Origin of the sequence: Shewanella sp. DAU305, assembly GCF_026802235.1 — a bacterium.
In the GTDB taxonomy this organism is placed as follows: Bacteria; Pseudomonadota; Gammaproteobacteria; order Enterobacterales; family Shewanellaceae; genus Shewanella; species Shewanella baltica.
On the sequence record NZ_CP113808.1, the window covers coordinates 4,925,478 to 4,939,817 of the forward strand.

The 14,340-nt window shown below is 45.3% G+C and carries 15 protein-coding genes; 10 read left to right on the plus strand and 5 right to left on the minus strand.

Annotation, left to right across the window (positions count from 1 at the left end; all coding sequences use genetic code 11):
* Positions 1-65: 65 nt before the first annotated feature.
* The 3 genes from pdhR to ampD all read right to left on the minus strand — a co-directional run bounded on the left by pdhR (position 66) and on the right by ampD (position 2,542).
* Positions 66-818 carry a pyruvate dehydrogenase complex transcriptional repressor PdhR gene (pdhR, locus tag OX890_RS20910; protein WP_006083345.1) on the minus strand — a complete coding sequence of 251 codons (753 nt, stop codon included), beginning with the start codon at positions 816-818 and terminating at the stop codon, positions 66-68.
* A gap of 239 nt (positions 819-1,057) precedes the next feature.
* Positions 1,058-1,909 (minus strand): beta-lactamase regulator AmpE, encoded by an 852-nt coding sequence (gene ampE, locus OX890_RS20915; RefSeq protein WP_006083346.1) that lies wholly within the window; start codon positions 1,907-1,909, stop codon positions 1,058-1,060.
* 69 nt (positions 1,910-1,978) lie between these two features.
* Positions 1,979-2,542, minus strand: coding sequence for a 1,6-anhydro-N-acetylmuramyl-L-alanine amidase AmpD (gene ampD / locus OX890_RS20920; RefSeq protein WP_268649874.1), 564 nt, complete (start codon positions 2,540-2,542; stop codon positions 1,979-1,981).
* Between the two features lie 271 nt (positions 2,543-2,813).
* Here ampD and nadC point away from each other — a divergent pair, with 271 nt between their 5' ends.
* From nadC to OX890_RS20970, 10 genes are all read left to right on the plus strand, one after another.
* Positions 2,814-3,695: a carboxylating nicotinate-nucleotide diphosphorylase gene (nadC, locus tag OX890_RS20925; protein WP_268649875.1), complete on the plus strand. Its 882-nt coding sequence runs from the start codon at positions 2,814-2,816 to the stop codon at positions 3,693-3,695.
* Between the two features lie 725 nt (positions 3,696-4,420).
* Positions 4,421-4,807 carry a prepilin-type N-terminal cleavage/methylation domain-containing protein gene (locus OX890_RS20930; RefSeq protein WP_268649876.1) on the plus strand — a complete coding sequence of 129 codons (387 nt, stop codon included), beginning with the start codon at positions 4,421-4,423 and terminating at the stop codon, positions 4,805-4,807.
* Between the two features lie 86 nt (positions 4,808-4,893).
* On the plus strand, positions 4,894-6,606 hold the full coding sequence (gene pilB / locus OX890_RS20935; protein WP_268649877.1) for a type IV-A pilus assembly ATPase PilB: 1,713 nt from the start codon (positions 4,894-4,896) through the stop codon (positions 6,604-6,606).
* A 134-nt stretch (positions 6,607-6,740) separates the two neighbouring features.
* On the plus strand, positions 6,741-8,012 hold the full coding sequence (locus tag OX890_RS20940; protein WP_268649878.1) for a type II secretion system F family protein: 1,272 nt from the start codon (positions 6,741-6,743) through the stop codon (positions 8,010-8,012).
* A gap of 41 nt (positions 8,013-8,053) precedes the next feature.
* Complete coding sequence (locus OX890_RS20945; RefSeq protein ID WP_268649879.1) at positions 8,054-8,980, plus strand: prepilin peptidase; 927 nt, start codon at positions 8,054-8,056, stop codon at positions 8,978-8,980.
* Positions 8,981-9,019: 39 nt separating this feature from the next.
* Positions 9,020-9,637: a dephospho-CoA kinase gene (coaE, locus tag OX890_RS20950; protein ID WP_012588715.1), complete on the plus strand. Its 618-nt coding sequence runs from the start codon at positions 9,020-9,022 to the stop codon at positions 9,635-9,637.
* Positions 9,630-10,364, plus strand: a complete 735-nt coding sequence (gene zapD, locus OX890_RS20955; RefSeq protein ID WP_268649880.1) for a cell division protein ZapD — start codon at positions 9,630-9,632, stop codon at positions 10,362-10,364. The genes coaE and zapD overlap by 8 nt, the downstream gene beginning before the upstream one ends.
* Positions 10,365-10,437: 73 nt before the next feature.
* Positions 10,438-10,647: a DNA gyrase inhibitor YacG gene (gene yacG, locus OX890_RS20960; RefSeq protein ID WP_011848010.1), complete on the plus strand. Its 210-nt coding sequence runs from the start codon at positions 10,438-10,440 to the stop codon at positions 10,645-10,647.
* 76 nt (positions 10,648-10,723) lie between these two features.
* Positions 10,724-11,116 (plus strand): 8-oxo-dGTP diphosphatase MutT, encoded by a 393-nt coding sequence (gene mutT, locus OX890_RS20965; protein WP_071940677.1) that lies wholly within the window; start codon positions 10,724-10,726, stop codon positions 11,114-11,116.
* Positions 11,117-11,346: 230 nt separating this feature from the next.
* A complete protein-coding gene (locus OX890_RS20970) occupies positions 11,347-11,883 on the plus strand; it encodes a thioredoxin family protein (protein ID WP_006084374.1) in 537 nt (178 codons plus the stop codon).
* Between the two features lie 64 nt (positions 11,884-11,947).
* On the opposite strand, the gene OX890_RS20975 is transcribed toward OX890_RS20970, so the two are convergent.
* Together OX890_RS20975 and rhlB are read right to left on the minus strand one after the other, a co-directional pair.
* Positions 11,948-12,874, minus strand: coding sequence for a Ppx/GppA phosphatase family protein (locus OX890_RS20975; protein ID WP_011848012.1), 927 nt, complete (start codon positions 12,872-12,874; stop codon positions 11,948-11,950).
* Complete coding sequence (rhlB, locus tag OX890_RS20980; protein WP_006084377.1) at positions 12,875-14,191, minus strand: ATP-dependent RNA helicase RhlB; 1,317 nt, start codon at positions 14,189-14,191, stop codon at positions 12,875-12,877. It lies immediately after the preceding gene.
* Positions 14,192-14,340 lie beyond the last annotated feature (149 nt).

Genomic DNA, 14,340 nt, shown 5'->3' on the forward strand with positions numbered 1-14,340 from the left:
ATATACATGATAATGAATGGTGTTTGCGGCATATTCCGATTTAGCAGGCAGCTAAACTACAGAACTTAAGCGCCACTCTTTAAACGGCGCAAGCTTCGCTGCAACCGGCTATCTTCTTCCCGCACAGATAACATCACCTCTTCGATGTAACTTAAGTGTTCATTCGAGGCTTCTCTGGCGGCTTCGGGATCACGACGAACGATGGCAGCGAGCAAGGCCCGTCTGTGATCGTTAGCCATAGTAGAAGCTTCTTCGCGGCGGCTTAAAAGCTCCAAGTTTTGCGCCACATTTTGATGCAGCACAGGGGTTAAACTGAGAACGAGGTGTAACATAGCCACGTTATGTGACGCTTCGGCAACGGCACGATAAAAGCGCACAATGGCGGCGGCTTGTTTTTCGATATCGGTGGCGGCTTCCACCTCGAGGATCATACGTTTGATATTTTGCATATCGGCGTCAGTACCACGCAGCGCCGCAAAATAAGCCATCATACCTTCGGTAGCATGACGGAACTCCAGCAAGTCGTATTGACTCTCTGGATCAGAATTCATAAGTTCAACGATAGGATCGGCAAGACTCTGCCAGAGTTGCTCTTTGACATAAGTACCACCGCCTTGGCGGCGCATTAACAGTCCTTTTGCCTCAAGCTTTTGGATAGCTTCACGCAAAGAAGGTCGAGACACTTCAAACTGGATCGCCAGTTCGCGTTCAGGCGGTAACTTCTGACCGGGCTGCAAACTGCCCTCTAAGATCATCTGCTCTAATTGAGCCATAATCACATCAGAAATTTTTGGCTGATTAATTTTACTATAGGCCATCAGGCGCTCAGCTCCGTTGTAAATTGGTCTTACCAATTTTTTTGAGTGAGCGCACTTTATCAAATCAGCGTTTTGATGTCCAGATTGAAGATCACTCCTTAAAAGCGATCTCGATCGAAAGCACTCACGAAGAGAGAGCATAGCGGAAAAAAATGTCTATGGGGTCAGACCATTTGACAGTGCTGAGCTATCTCAGCTCAGACTGCCAAATTCAGCTATCGCTGTGACGCTGATATTGCTTAACTCACCAATCCAAAAATGGTCAGCAGTGATAGTACCGCGACGATAAGTGTAAAGTTGCGCTTACTCAGTACTAATAATGCTAAGGTTGACTGTACACATATAGGTGCACTTGCGACCTCAGGTAAAGGTTGCGCTGCTAATGCCGTCTCAACAACGACAGTGCGAGCACTGGTATTTATGGTCAAACCATGATGGCGCCACGCAGCTAACCCTTCGCTAAATTGGCCACTTAACGCATAACCAAAGGCAAAGATGCGGCTAGGTAACCAATCCAACACGCTAATCACTTCGTTGACTAATGGCAGCTCAAGGGATTTACGGGCATTTTCTTCGGCATAAAAACGTACAGTGCAATACAACACAGCACCGACTGGCCCCAGAAAAATGAAGAACAAAGCAACGGCGCCGTAATAACGATAGTTAATCCAAGCGACACTTTGACCCACTTTGGCGCCAAGGTCTTTCTCGGATACCGCATCCAAACACTCGCTACAATCGAGCTCAGCGGCATAATGGTAACAAGCTTGGACGTCAGAACGACAAGCCGCTTGCATATATTTCTTGAAAATATCACGCTGTTTCTGATGGTTAAAACAAACCACCGCTACGACAATCCATAGCGCTAAACTTAATAAGCCCCAAAACATCCCCGCCACTAACCAAGACAATACATACACCAACAAGGCTGGCAGCACTAACGCCAGCGCCATCATAACGCTCGTCAGTGAGGCTTTATCACCAAAAAACGTCGTTTGGTAGGATTGCAGTAAACGATCAAATTGCCATGATGAAGGAAGAAATTTAAGTCGCTCCACTAAAATGGCGACCAAGAGTGAAAATAATGCCATGGGCTGTACCTCTATAATTTGTCCATAAATAGTCTAGGTTTGTGTGAAATACGTCTAAAATCCAAAAACCTAAGAGCGCAACGCCTGAGTATATTCCTTTAGCTTCCCTAAATATCTTTCCCAATCAAAACTTTGCCCAGGGTCTGTTTTGCGCATTGGCGCAATATCACAATGACCCACAATTCGTTCGGTACTCAGCGATGGATACTCAGCCAACAGTGCTTGCGTCAACGCTGTCAGTGACTGATATTGCTCAGGCGTGTAAGGCTCAGTATCTGTGCCTTCCAGCTCAATACCAATGGAGAAATCATTACAATTCTCTCTCTCGCCATAACAAGACACCCCTGCATGCCAAGCCCTATCGTTACAACTTACGTACTGCACACGCTCGCCATTGCGGCGGATCAAAAAGTGCGCCGATACTTCCAAGCCCTGCAGCTGTGCAAAACTGGCATCGGCATTGGTATCTAAGCACCCTTGAAATAATTGATCAATATAAGGTAATCCAAAGCAACCTGCTGGCAGGCTAATATTGTGGATCACCAACAAACTCACTTCACCCAAGGGACGTTGATTAAAATGTGGTGACTCACAACGCCTTGCACCCTCACACCAACCCAATTCAAACCGCATTATGAGCTTATCCTCTATGCCACATAAACTGAGTTACTCTAACAGTATTCAGCCAAGCAAAGAAGAAACCCAGCACACAGAACTGACTGACTTCATAATCTTTTAATATTGAGATCATGGAGCAAGCCATTCACTCCCAACTCAAATAAGCCAGAGGCTGAGTCTCTGCAGCACAATCTTCCAAGCTGTTCCGTGAGACCTAAGGCCGTGGTAATCTTAACCTAAGATGCAAGTAGGTCGTCAGTAATTAAAGAATGCAAGGACCCCGCTCATGTTAGAAAACGATATTCGCCAATCAGTAAAATCCGCCCTTAGTGAAGACTTAGGCGGCATCGAAATCAACGAACACACTAAAGCCATAGCCTATGGCGATATCACTGCCATGTTGATCCCCGCCGATAAGTACGCTGAAGCCACTTTAATCACCCGTGAAGAAGGCGTTTTTTGCGGTAAAGCATGGGCAGAGCAGGTTTTTAATCAACTCGGTGGGGAAGTCGCACTGCATTGGCATGTGGATGATGGCGATCTAGTATTACCCAACCAGTTACTGTGTGAACTCTCGGGACCAGCGCGCGCTATTCTCACTGGCGAACGCACGGCAATGAATTTTATCCAAACCCTGTCTGGCGTTGCGACCTTAACTAAGCATTATGTCGATAAACTGGTGGGCACGCACACTCGCCTATTAGATACTCGCAAAACCATTCCAGGTCTGCGCACGGCACAAAAATATGCCGTCACCTGCGGCGGCGGCAAAAACCATCGCATTGGCTTATATGATGCATTTTTGATTAAAGAAAACCACATTATGGCCTGTGGTGGCATTCGCCAAGCCGTAGATACCGCCCGCAGCTTGTACCCGAACAAACCCGTTGAAGTCGAAGTGGAATCACTCGAAGAACTCGCCTTAGCACTCGACTCTGGCACAGATATCATCATGTTAGATAACTTCGATATCACTAAAATGGTCGAAGCGGTTGAAATGAACAATCAATATAAAGCGAAAGGCGCCGGCGCTAAGCTTGAAGTCTCCGGCAATGTCACCTTAGACACCTTAGCCGAATTCGCTAAAACCGGTGTCGACTATATCTCAGTTGGCGCACTCACTAAGCATATGCGCGCCCTAGACTTGTCGCTTAGATTGAAAGCTTAAAGCACTCGCTCACTAGAGGGTGAAACGTTCGCTGAAAGCACCTCAGAACGTTTCACTTTCACCTATTATAAAGCGATACATTTCTTCTGAGTTCCACTAGGCTAGCCCCTAAGTTATGCTTGTCACTATACATCCGCATCATCACCATCAAGCCCCCAGACTCATCACGCTAGCATGCCAGCAATTTGACTAGGTCAGTTTAGGTGCCAGCTAAACTACCAATGTCAAAAAATTGTTATAACCCAACATACCACCAAACCTGCTTCTTATACAAAAACGATACTTTATTAGTACTTTATACTTAATTTTTGTTTCCTTTATCTTAACTTTGTACTAACTTTTACAAAGGCGAGATGGCCGTTTGGTCAACCTCACCTAAGGTCAGCACTGGAATGTCTGTCAAAAAACTCTAATTTGCGTTTTTGAGGAGCACATTTTGAGGGACATTAGCCTAAGGTGCGGTTACCGAAAGGATTTATTCAAACAAGTGCTCACTTTTGTAATAACTTAGCAATGTTGGAATAAATCAGCATGAGTCATTACACATGGGTCATTCAAGATCATCGGTGTACTGTTAATGTTACATAGATCATAAAAGTGATTTTATTAACATGAATGAGTAATAAAGTTTGTCGAGATAACACAATTTATAGGGTAAAACAGCGTTTAGGTTAAACACTCTATTCAACCACAGTAAGTCACTAAATAGTTAGCTGGAGAGAAAAATGAAGGCCATGAATTTAAACAAAGCATTAAATAAAAAAGCTCAGGGTTTTACTCTGATCGAACTAATGATCGTCGTTGCCATTATCGGCATTTTGGCAGCTATCGCACTGCCTGCTTATAAAGAGTATGTAACAAAAGGTAAGCTTAATTCATGTTTAGGTGAAGCCTCCGCGCACACTAAAGCAAGAGCAGCTTCACTGATAGCTGGTACGACTGTACCACCTTACGCTTTTTCAGCATGTACTGAAGCTCCAGCAGCTCTACCGACGACACTAGCGGGCTTAGATACTGCTACAGCAGTCGTGTTTACAGCAAAAGATAGCGCTGGAACAGTAAACTGTAACTTTTCAACAGTAAGTTGCTCAGCAGTAACACCAGCACCATAAGCTAACTCAGTTATAAAAGGAGTTAGTAATTGCTAACTCCTTTTATTTTTTAATTAGGCTCCAGAATAGTTTTGGAATTTTTTTAAATGCCCACTTCAGGTCTTCATCTAGGTTTATCCACCCTATTTATCCGTAAAGGTCTGCTAAATGAAGAGCAAATGGCTAACGCCATCACAAAATCCCGTCAAAATAAGCAAGCGTTAGTCAGTACTTTAGTTCAAAGTAAACTTGTTTCAGCACGTGCTATTGCTGAACTGTGCTATGAAGAATACGGCACCCCACTACTCGATCTTAATGAATTTGATATTGCTTCCATTCCTGAAGAATTTCTGAATAAAAAGCTGATTGAGAAGCACCGCTGCTTACCGCTATTTAAACGGGGGAATCGCCTCTATATAGGCACATCCGACCCAACCAATATTGCCGCCCTCGAAGATTTCCAATTTAGTGCAGGCCTGCATGCCGAAGCGATTCTAGTAGAGGAAGATAAGCTTGCAAAAGCGCTGGAGAAAATCCTCGAAGAAGATATCAGCGGTCTCGATTTAGGCGGCATGGATGAAGCAGCGCTGGCAGCGATAGAAATTACCGACACAGATAGACGTAATGAAGAGCCTACTGGCGAGAGTAGCGACGATGCACCCATCGTTATTTATATCAATAAAATTTTAACCGATGCCATCCGCAAGGGTGCATCGGATTTACATTTTGAGCCCTATGAGAAACGCTACCGTATACGTTTCCGTATAGATGGTATTCTGCACGAAGTCTCTGAACCGCCGATTAGTCTGGCTGGTCGTCTTTCTGCACGCTTAAAAGTGATGTCAAAACTCGATATCGCCGAACGGCGCGTGCCACAAGATGGTCGAATTAAGATGAAGCTTTCCCGCACTAAATCTATCGACTTTCGGGTTAGCACTCTGCCGACCCTGTGGGGTGAAAAGATTGTAATGCGGATTTTGGACTCGTCCTCAGCACAACTAGGCATCGAAAAACTCGGCTACGAGCCCGACCAAGAAAAACTCTACCTTGAGATGCTGGCAAAACCCCAAGGGATGATTTTAGTGACGGGTCCAACCGGTTCAGGTAAGACCGTCTCCCTTTACACTGGGTTAAATATTCTCAATACCGAAGAGCGTAATATTTCCACCGCTGAAGATCCGGTTGAGATTAACCTTGAGGGCGTGAATCAGGTTCATATTAATTTAAAAGCAGGGTTAACCTTCGCGTCCGCTTTACGTTCATTTCTACGCCAAGACCCCGATGTGGTTATGGTCGGGGAAATCCGCGATCTTGAAACCGCCGAAATTGCTATAAAAGCGGCGCAAACGGGTCACTTAGTCTTATCAACCTTGCATACTAACTCGGCAGCCGAAACCTTAACCCGTTTAATCAATATGGGTGTTCCAGGCTACAACATAGCCAGCTCTGTGAATCTGATTATTGCCCAACGCTTAGCCCGTCGCCTCTGCCCAGAATGTAAACAGGCTGAAGTGATACCAGAACATGAATTACTGCGCCTAGGCTTTGCCCAAGCACAAATTACTCAAGGCTTTACCACCTTTAAACCTATTGGCTGCGAGCACTGCTCTGCGGGCTACAAAGGACGGGTTGGCATTTATGAAGTAATGAAAATGTCCGATGAAATTGCCCGCACTATCATGGAGGGTGGTAACTCATTGCAAATAGCCTCCCAAGCTAAAGCGCAAGGAATGCGAGATTTACGACAATCCGGGTTATTGAAAGTGATTCACGGTGTCACTAGCATTGCAGAAGTCAATCGCGTCACAAGTTTTGGCTAATCCTAGCATTTCTCATCTAAACTTTAAAAAATATAGTGCAGTGCAAACTTCAATTTTAAAGCTCGCATAATTTCGTAGATGCAGCTTTCTACTAATTGGCTATTGAAAAACGGATTATTTTACAGGAATAATTTATGGCTACGGCAACGACAGTAAGAAAGTCTCGCGGCAAGAAAGCCGAGCAAAAGAGCCAACTAAAAATTTATACCTTTGAATGGAAAGGCCTAAATCGCGACGGTAAGAAGACTGCAGGTGAACTCAGAGGCGCAACTGCCGCCGAAATCCGTAGTCAGTTAAAATCCCAAGGAGTTAACCCTAAGAGCGTTCGTAAGCAGTCCTCTGCGCTATTTAAGTTAGGTGATCCGAAAATCACCCCTATGGATATTGCCATGATGACCCGCCAAGTTGCGACTATGCTAGCGGCGGGCGTACCTTTAGTGACCACTATTGAGCTACTCGGCCGTGGTCACGAAAAAGCTAAGATGAGGGAACTATTAGGAAATATCCTCAGCGAAATTCAATCTGGCATTCCTTTATCTGATGCAATGCGTCCCCATAGACGCTACTTCGATGAGCTATATGTTGACCTAGTTGCAGCAGGTGAACACTCAGGTTCACTCGATTTGGTTTTTGATCGCGTTGCTACCTACAGAGAAAAAACGGAAGCACTCAAATCAAAAATTAAGAAGGCTATGTTCTATCCAGCCGCTGTTGTCATCGTCGCGATATTAGTAACAACCTTATTATTACTCTTTGTCGTCCCACAGTTTGAAGACATCTTCAAAGGCTTTGGTGCTGAACTGCCCGCCTTTACCCAATTAGTGCTTCACATTTCCCGCGGTTTACAATCCTCTTGGTATATCTTTTTAGCTGCCATTGTAGGCGGAGTATTTTTGTTCGTTCGAGCCCACAGAAACTCCCAAATTTTACGTGATAGAGTTGATGAAGCTGTACTTAAAATCCCAGCTATTGGGCCGATTTTACACAAAGGAGCCATGGCTCGATTCGCCCGGACTTTAGCTACTACCTTCGCCGCGGGTGTACCGTTGATTGATGGTCTAGAATCCGCCGCAGGCGCATCGGGTAATGCGGTATACCGCAAAGCCATTTTAAAAATTCGTCAAGAAGTCATGGCGGGGATGCAGATGAATGTGGCAATGCAGACGACAGGGCTTTTCCCCGACATGTTAGTGCAAATGGTGATGATAGGCGAAGAATCCGGCTCACTAGATAACATGCTCAATAAAGTCTCAACCATTTACGAAATGCAAGTAGATGATGCGGTTGATGGCTTATCAAGCCTGATAGAACCGATTATGATGGTCGTAATCGGTACTGTCGTCGGCGGGTTAATCGTTGCTATGTATCTACCTATTTTCCAAATGGGTAATATTGTAGGCGGCTAGTTATCACACCTCATATTTACACATAGATATAAGAACATTAAATGTCAGAATTCATCTCCATTTTGGGCCAGTCTCTAAACCAGAGTCCTTGGCTCTTTATTGCTTTAAGCTTTATTTTTGCCGCTACCATTGGTAGTTTTTTAAACGTGGTGATCCACAGATTTCCTGTGATGATGAAACGGGAGTGGCAGCAAGAATGCAATCAGTATTTGCAGGAATACCACGAAGACATAGTCAAAAAAATAGGGATAGACCAACTCAATAAACCTATAGATAGCTTCCCCGAAAAATATAATCTTATCGTACCGGGCTCAGCCTGCCCTAAATGTAAAACGGCGATTAAGCCTTGGCATAATTTACCCCTATTAGGCTGGTTAATGCTCAAGGGAAAATGCGCCGCCTGTCACGCACCCATTTCCGCCCGCTACCCAATAATTGAATTCATCACAGGGCTACTTATCGCGACTTTAGCTTGGCATTTTGGTCCAAGCTGGCAGTTTGTTTTTGCGAGCATACTCACCTTTGTGCTTGTAGCACTGACGGGTATCGATCTTGATGAGATGTTGCTCCCCGACCAAATGACGCTACCATTGCTTTGGCTAGGCTTGATAATCAACCTAAATCATACCTTTGCGAGCCCAACCGATGCCATTATCGGCGCGGCGGCAGGCTATTTGAGTCTATGGTCCATTTTCTGGTTGTTTAAAATCCTCACCGGCAAGGAAGGCATGGGTTATGGCGACTTTAAATTACTCGCCGTGTTCGGTGCTTGGCTTGGCTGGCAAATGCTGCCGCTGGTGATTTTACTTTCGTCCCTCGTTGGCGCAGTCGTTGGCATTACTATGATTGTTAGTAAACGCCTGAAACAAGGGAATCCAATCCCATTTGGCCCTTATATTGCTGCCGCTGGCTGGATAGCCTTGCTATTTGGACAGCAGATTGTCGATTGGTACCTATCGACACTGTAAGAGCAAGAAAATTAAGCACAGAGCTATCCGGAGTATGTTATGTCAAAGTTTGTCGTTGGCCTTACTGGCGGCATCGGCAGCGGTAAAACGACTGTTGCCAATTTGTTCGCCGCCGAAGGGGTTGCCTTAGTCGACGCAGATATCGTTGCCCGCGAAGTTGTCGCTCCGGGTTCAAAAGGACTGGAAGCGATCGTAACTCATTTTGGTGCTGAGATATTAACACCAGAGGGTGAACTCGATCGCGCCAAGTTGCGGCAGCGGATATTTAGCCATCCTGAAGAGCGCGAATGGCTAAACCAACTATTACACCCCATGATCCGCCAAGAAATGCTAGCGCAGGTAGAAAAAGCGACCTCTGCCTATGTAATTATGGTCGTGCCCTTGCTATTTGAGAACGGGTTAGATAGGTTAGTCAATCGGACTTTAGTGGTGGATATTTCACCTGAGTTGCAAATAAATCGCACCGTAAAACGTGACAATGTTGATGCATCTCAAGTTAATAACATCATTAGTAGCCAATGTAGTCGCAGCGAAAAACTCGCCAGAGCCGACGACATTATTGATAATCAAGGAGAGATATCAACCTTAAAACGAGAGGTGCTAGCATTGCACCAGCGATATTTACAACTTTCTGGTACTGATAACGCCCATGACTGAATTAGTTTACGAACAGCCCCTAAACGAGAAAATTCGCAGCTACTTGCGGCTCGAATACCTCGATAAACAGCTGCAAAGTAACCTAAGTCATGACCACCAACATAGATGTTTTTATCCGCTGTTTTCCCTCTGTGAATTGTCCGAACGCTGTGATTATCGTAATGAAGTATTAAAAGACATTGAACGGCACTTGCTGCAACTCAGCAAATGGCAAGAATTAGATCACGTCGACCACCAGCAAATCGACCTTTATATAAACGCCCTCACCCAAGCCCGCGAATCGTTGCAAAAACCAGAACGCTTCGGCAGCCAACTAAAACAAGACAGATTTATTTCCGCGCTACGACAACGCTTTGGCATGCCGGGCGCCTGCTGTAACTTCGATCTGCCGCAACTGCATTATTGGCTAGCTAAACCTTGGGAAGAAAAACAACAAGACTACCGCACTTGGATAGCACACTTCGAACCTTTGCTCACCCCCATCACCCTATTGCTCCAACTTACCCGCAGTACAGCCCATTACGACAATGCCGTTGCTCATGCTGGCTTTTATCAGGGTGATAGTGCTCAAGCACTTGCTTTGGTGCGAGTCAAAGTCGATGCCTCCCACGGTTGTTATCCTACGATTAGCGGCCATAAAAACCGTTTTGCCATCCATTTTGTGCAGTTTGAGCAACAACGCCACTCCGACCGTTCGATTGATTTCTTACTGGCTACCTGTGCATGAAGCCTTTACACTAATGGCCTGAAAGACATTAGTATTGGCGGCAGCTGTATCGCCGTTAACCAAGAGAACAATTATGCCATTGACCGTTAAATGCCCTATCTGCAAAGCCCCTGTCGAGTGGGTTCCACAATCTGCATTTAAACCTTTTTGCAGCGAGCGCTGTAAGCTCATCGACCTCGGCGATTGGGCGTCAGAAAAGCATGTCATCCCAGTGAAGGCCGAATTTGATCCCGAAGCATTTGATGAATTCGATCTCGATGAAGGCGACTTTTTTAAAGAATAATGCGAAGCGCTAGCTGCTCAGCTTACGCCATCACAGCGATTAATTTGCCCAACTCTCTACTCAATAGATAAATATTATGACTAAACGCATCCATGTTGCCGTAGGCATTATTACTAACTCGGCCGGTGAAATTCTATTAGCAAAACGCCCAGATCATTTACATCAAGGTGGGAAATGGGAATTTCCTGGCGGCAAAGTTGAGGCGGGCGAAACGGTCACTCAAGCACTGATCCGTGAACTCAAAGAGGAAGTTGCACTCGATGTCACCGATAGTCAGCCATTTATGGCGCTGAGTTTCGATTATCCCGATAAACAAGTACTACTCGATATCCATTCAGTCGCAGAGTTTAACGGCACAGCTCAAGGCCTCGAAGGTCAGCTTATCGCTTGGGTCACTAAAGCCGATTTAATTAATTACGACTTCCCCGAAGCTAACAAGCCTATTCTAGAAAAAATTCTCGCTCAGTAATCGAGCCATTTACCTCATTATATCAACGCGCTCTATCCCCGAATCGCAATTCGGGGATGAACTATTTCAATGTCTTAACTCCGCAAACCATGCAATCCTGTGATCGTTAAGCTTATAGATATTAGCAATGCGTGATCTAGCTTGCAGCAAATCAATGATCCGCTTTAATCGCATCAAGAATAATGTTTGAATCAAGCTTCATTCTTTCTCTTCGATTTTAAGGGCGCATCATGCACAATAACGTTAAGGCATTCCTAGCCACTACTGCCTTATTTTTTAGTTGTCAGGTACTAGCCAATGGTGGCTGTGGATTTGAAGAACAACAACAGGGCTTAATTGCGACCTGCAGCGAGGAGAAACAAGAAGTGATTTTAACTGGCATAGTCGAAGCACAACATTTAGTCACAGATCTCAATGAGTTTGCCGAAGGGTATAAAAGCTACCAGGTTGACACTGCGGCAATCACTCCACTTAAAAGCGTCACCGAACCAACTGAAATTATTGTGATCATTGGTACTTGGTGTCCAGATTGTCACCGTGAAACACCGCGCTTTATCCGTATCATGGAAGAAGTCGCCAATCCCAATATCAAAGTGACCTATATTGGTGTCGACCGGACGAAGAAAGATCCCGAGGGCTTAGCTGCCAAATACGACTTTACCCGTATTCCAACCTTTATTGTGCTGCAGCAAGGTAAAGAAGTTGGCCGTATCGTAGAGCGCCCAACCGTTTCCTTAGAAAAAGATCTCGCCGATTTATTGAAATAAGTGACGCAGTACAAACAATAAAGGCCGCATAGCGGCCTTTGGTTTTTATCCATTCAGACAAAGCTTAGCTCGCTTCGTCAATAATTCGCTGCGCGAGCATCACTAAAACACCTTCACGTAATGCACCGCCAGATAAGGCTAAATGCTCTATCCCCAGCAACTCAAACAAAGCCAATAAAATAGCGACACCCGCTGCAAAAGTCGGTGCCCGCTCGCTACAAAGCCCAGCGATCCCCGTTAAGCCAATGTCTTCTTGTGCGAGAATTTCAGCCTTCAGCTGAGTGAGCACATCGAGCGTTATCGTTTCAGATAAGCCACGGTGAAGCAGGACTTCAACCACAGATTGCACCGCACCAGAGGCGCCAACAACACAATGCCAGCCTAGATCGCGCAGTGTTTGTCTATGCTCAGCTAATGCGGTTAGCACTTGCTGCTTGGCATCATCGAAATCTAACTGTTGCAGCGGCAAGCTACTAAAAAATTGGCGATTATAAGTCACGCTACCAAAGGGCAAACTGGTTTTGAACAACACTTGATGCCCATCACCGATAATAAACTCAGTGCTCGCCCCGCCGATATCTATCACTAAACGGCGCCCTTGACCACAGGTGGTTGCCACCATACCTTGATAGATAAGCTCAGCTTCACGCATGCCTGAGATGATTTCAATTGGATGACCAAGGAGTGGCAATGCACGCCGATTAAACTCATCGGCATTGCTGATACTGCGAAGGGTTGCGGTAGCAATCACAGCGACATGATTTGCTTCAATCTTATGTTGCACCAACATTTGGGCAAACATACTCAAACAGTCGAGGCCGCGCTGCATCACGTCATGGCTTAAGTTACCATCGTCGCCTATACCTTCGGCGAGCCTCACCTTGCGTTTATATTTCGCAATAATATGCGGCTGACCACCACGAGTTTTGGCGATCAGCATATTAAAACTGTTTGAGCCTAATGTTATAGCGGCATAAGCGGGTGTTGGCATTTACGAATGTCTACGTGTCCTATCATGACGAGGAGGGCGAGCACCACTGCGTTGCGCACCTGGACGACTTGCCCCAGAACGATCACGCAAGTTTCGAGTGCCGCTCGGATGTTTACGGTGGATCTTCGCTGGCGTTGGAATATCGGCCAATAAAGCTTCACTGTCGTAATTACTCACTGGAATCGAATGATTAATATAGCTTTCGATTGCTGGCAAGTTCAACGCGTACTCTTCACAGGCAAAGCTTATCGACATGCCCTTATTACCCGCACGACCCGTACGACCGATTCGGTGTACATAGTCTTCGCAATCATCAGGTAAATCATAGTTATACACGTGTGAAACGTCAGAAATATGTAAACCGCGAGCCGCCACATCGGTAGCAACCAATATATCTAATTGGCCACTGGTAAACTGCTCAAGAATACGAATACGTTTTTTCTGTGGCACATCACCCGTTAACAAACCCACGCGATGTCCGTCACCTTCAAGCCAAGACCAAAGCGTTTCACAACTGTGCTTAGTGTTAGAGAAAACGATGGCTTTTTCTGGCCAATCTTCTTCAATCAAGGTCAACAGCAAACGCATCTTCTCTTCTTGCGAAGGATAGAAGATTTCTTCTTTGATGTTTTTGGAGGTTTTTTCTTCAGGGGCGATTTCGACTTTAACTGGCTCGTTCATATGATCGTAAGCCAGCTCTTGCACTTTCATCGACAAGGTTGCCGAAAATAGCATATTAAGACGTTGATTTGCCTCAGGCATACGTCTAAACAAGAAGCGGATATCTTTGATAAAACCAAGATCGAACATACGATCGGCTTCATCTAATACCACAGCCTGAATCGAGTTCAGACCGATAATGCCTTGGCGAACGTAGTCAATAATTCGACCCGTAGTACCAATCAAGATATCAACACCTTGATCTAATACTTTGCGCTGTACATCGTAACTTTCGCCGCCATAAACAATACCCACCTTTAAGTGAGTGTGTTTAGCGAGTAAAATCGCATCTTTAGCAATCTGAATCGCCAGTTCGCGAGTCGGAGCCATAATGATGGCGCGGGGCTGATTAATCAGTCGACCTTCAGGTACGGGAGTCGATAATAAGTGATTAAAAGTGGCGACCAAAAAGGCCATTGTCTTGCCAGTGCCCGTTTGTGCTTGACCAGCGATATCTTTTGATTGAAGTAATACAGGCAGTGATAACGCCTGGATCGGCGTACAAAATTCGAAGCCATTTTCGGCAAGGGCCTGTTTAACCTCAGGATGTAGAGGTAGGTCGGCAAACCTTTGGGTAGATAGATGTGTTTCGCTCATAGCGCAAGCTTACCTGTTGAGGTTGCAATAAGATACTCGATCGTTTGAAATAGCCACATTGTAAAAAGGTAACTTGAAAAGCTATTTTTCAGCCCCAATATACATGGTAAGCCATTAACAAACCAGCAATGGCACCCAAACTGGAGAAC

Excerpts from the sequence above, each read along its gene's own strand:
- yacG (WP_011848010.1), top strand. The coding sequence starts at position 10,438 with ATGCCATTGACCGTTAAATGCCCTATCTGCAAAGCCCCTGTCGAGTGG.
- rhlB (WP_006084377.1), bottom strand. The coding sequence starts at position 14,191 with ATGAGCGAAACACATCTATCTACCCAAAGGTTTGCCGACCTACCTCTA.
- OX890_RS20940 (WP_268649878.1), top strand. The coding sequence starts at position 6,741 with ATGGCTACGGCAACGACAGTAAGAAAGTCTCGCGGCAAGAAAGCCGAG.
- pilB (WP_268649877.1), top strand. The coding sequence starts at position 4,894 with ATGCCCACTTCAGGTCTTCATCTAGGTTTATCCACCCTATTTATCCGT.
- pdhR (WP_006083345.1), bottom strand. The coding sequence starts at position 818 with ATGGCCTATAGTAAAATTAATCAGCCAAAAATTTCTGATGTGATTATG.
- OX890_RS20970 (WP_006084374.1), top strand. The coding sequence starts at position 11,347 with ATGCACAATAACGTTAAGGCATTCCTAGCCACTACTGCCTTATTTTTT.
- mutT (WP_071940677.1), top strand. The coding sequence starts at position 10,724 with ATGACTAAACGCATCCATGTTGCCGTAGGCATTATTACTAACTCGGCC.
- ampD (WP_268649874.1), bottom strand. The coding sequence starts at position 2,542 with ATGCGGTTTGAATTGGGTTGGTGTGAGGGTGCAAGGCGTTGTGAGTCA.
- OX890_RS20945 (WP_268649879.1), top strand. The coding sequence starts at position 8,054 with ATGTCAGAATTCATCTCCATTTTGGGCCAGTCTCTAAACCAGAGTCCT.
- OX890_RS20930 (WP_268649876.1), top strand. The coding sequence starts at position 4,421 with ATGAAGGCCATGAATTTAAACAAAGCATTAAATAAAAAAGCTCAGGGT.
- zapD (WP_268649880.1), top strand. The coding sequence starts at position 9,630 with ATGACTGAATTAGTTTACGAACAGCCCCTAAACGAGAAAATTCGCAGC.
- coaE (WP_012588715.1), top strand. The coding sequence starts at position 9,020 with ATGTCAAAGTTTGTCGTTGGCCTTACTGGCGGCATCGGCAGCGGTAAA.
- nadC (WP_268649875.1), top strand. The coding sequence starts at position 2,814 with ATGTTAGAAAACGATATTCGCCAATCAGTAAAATCCGCCCTTAGTGAA.
- ampE (WP_006083346.1), bottom strand. The coding sequence starts at position 1,909 with ATGGCATTATTTTCACTCTTGGTCGCCATTTTAGTGGAGCGACTTAAA.
- OX890_RS20975 (WP_011848012.1), bottom strand. The coding sequence starts at position 12,874 with ATGCCAACACCCGCTTATGCCGCTATAACATTAGGCTCAAACAGTTTT.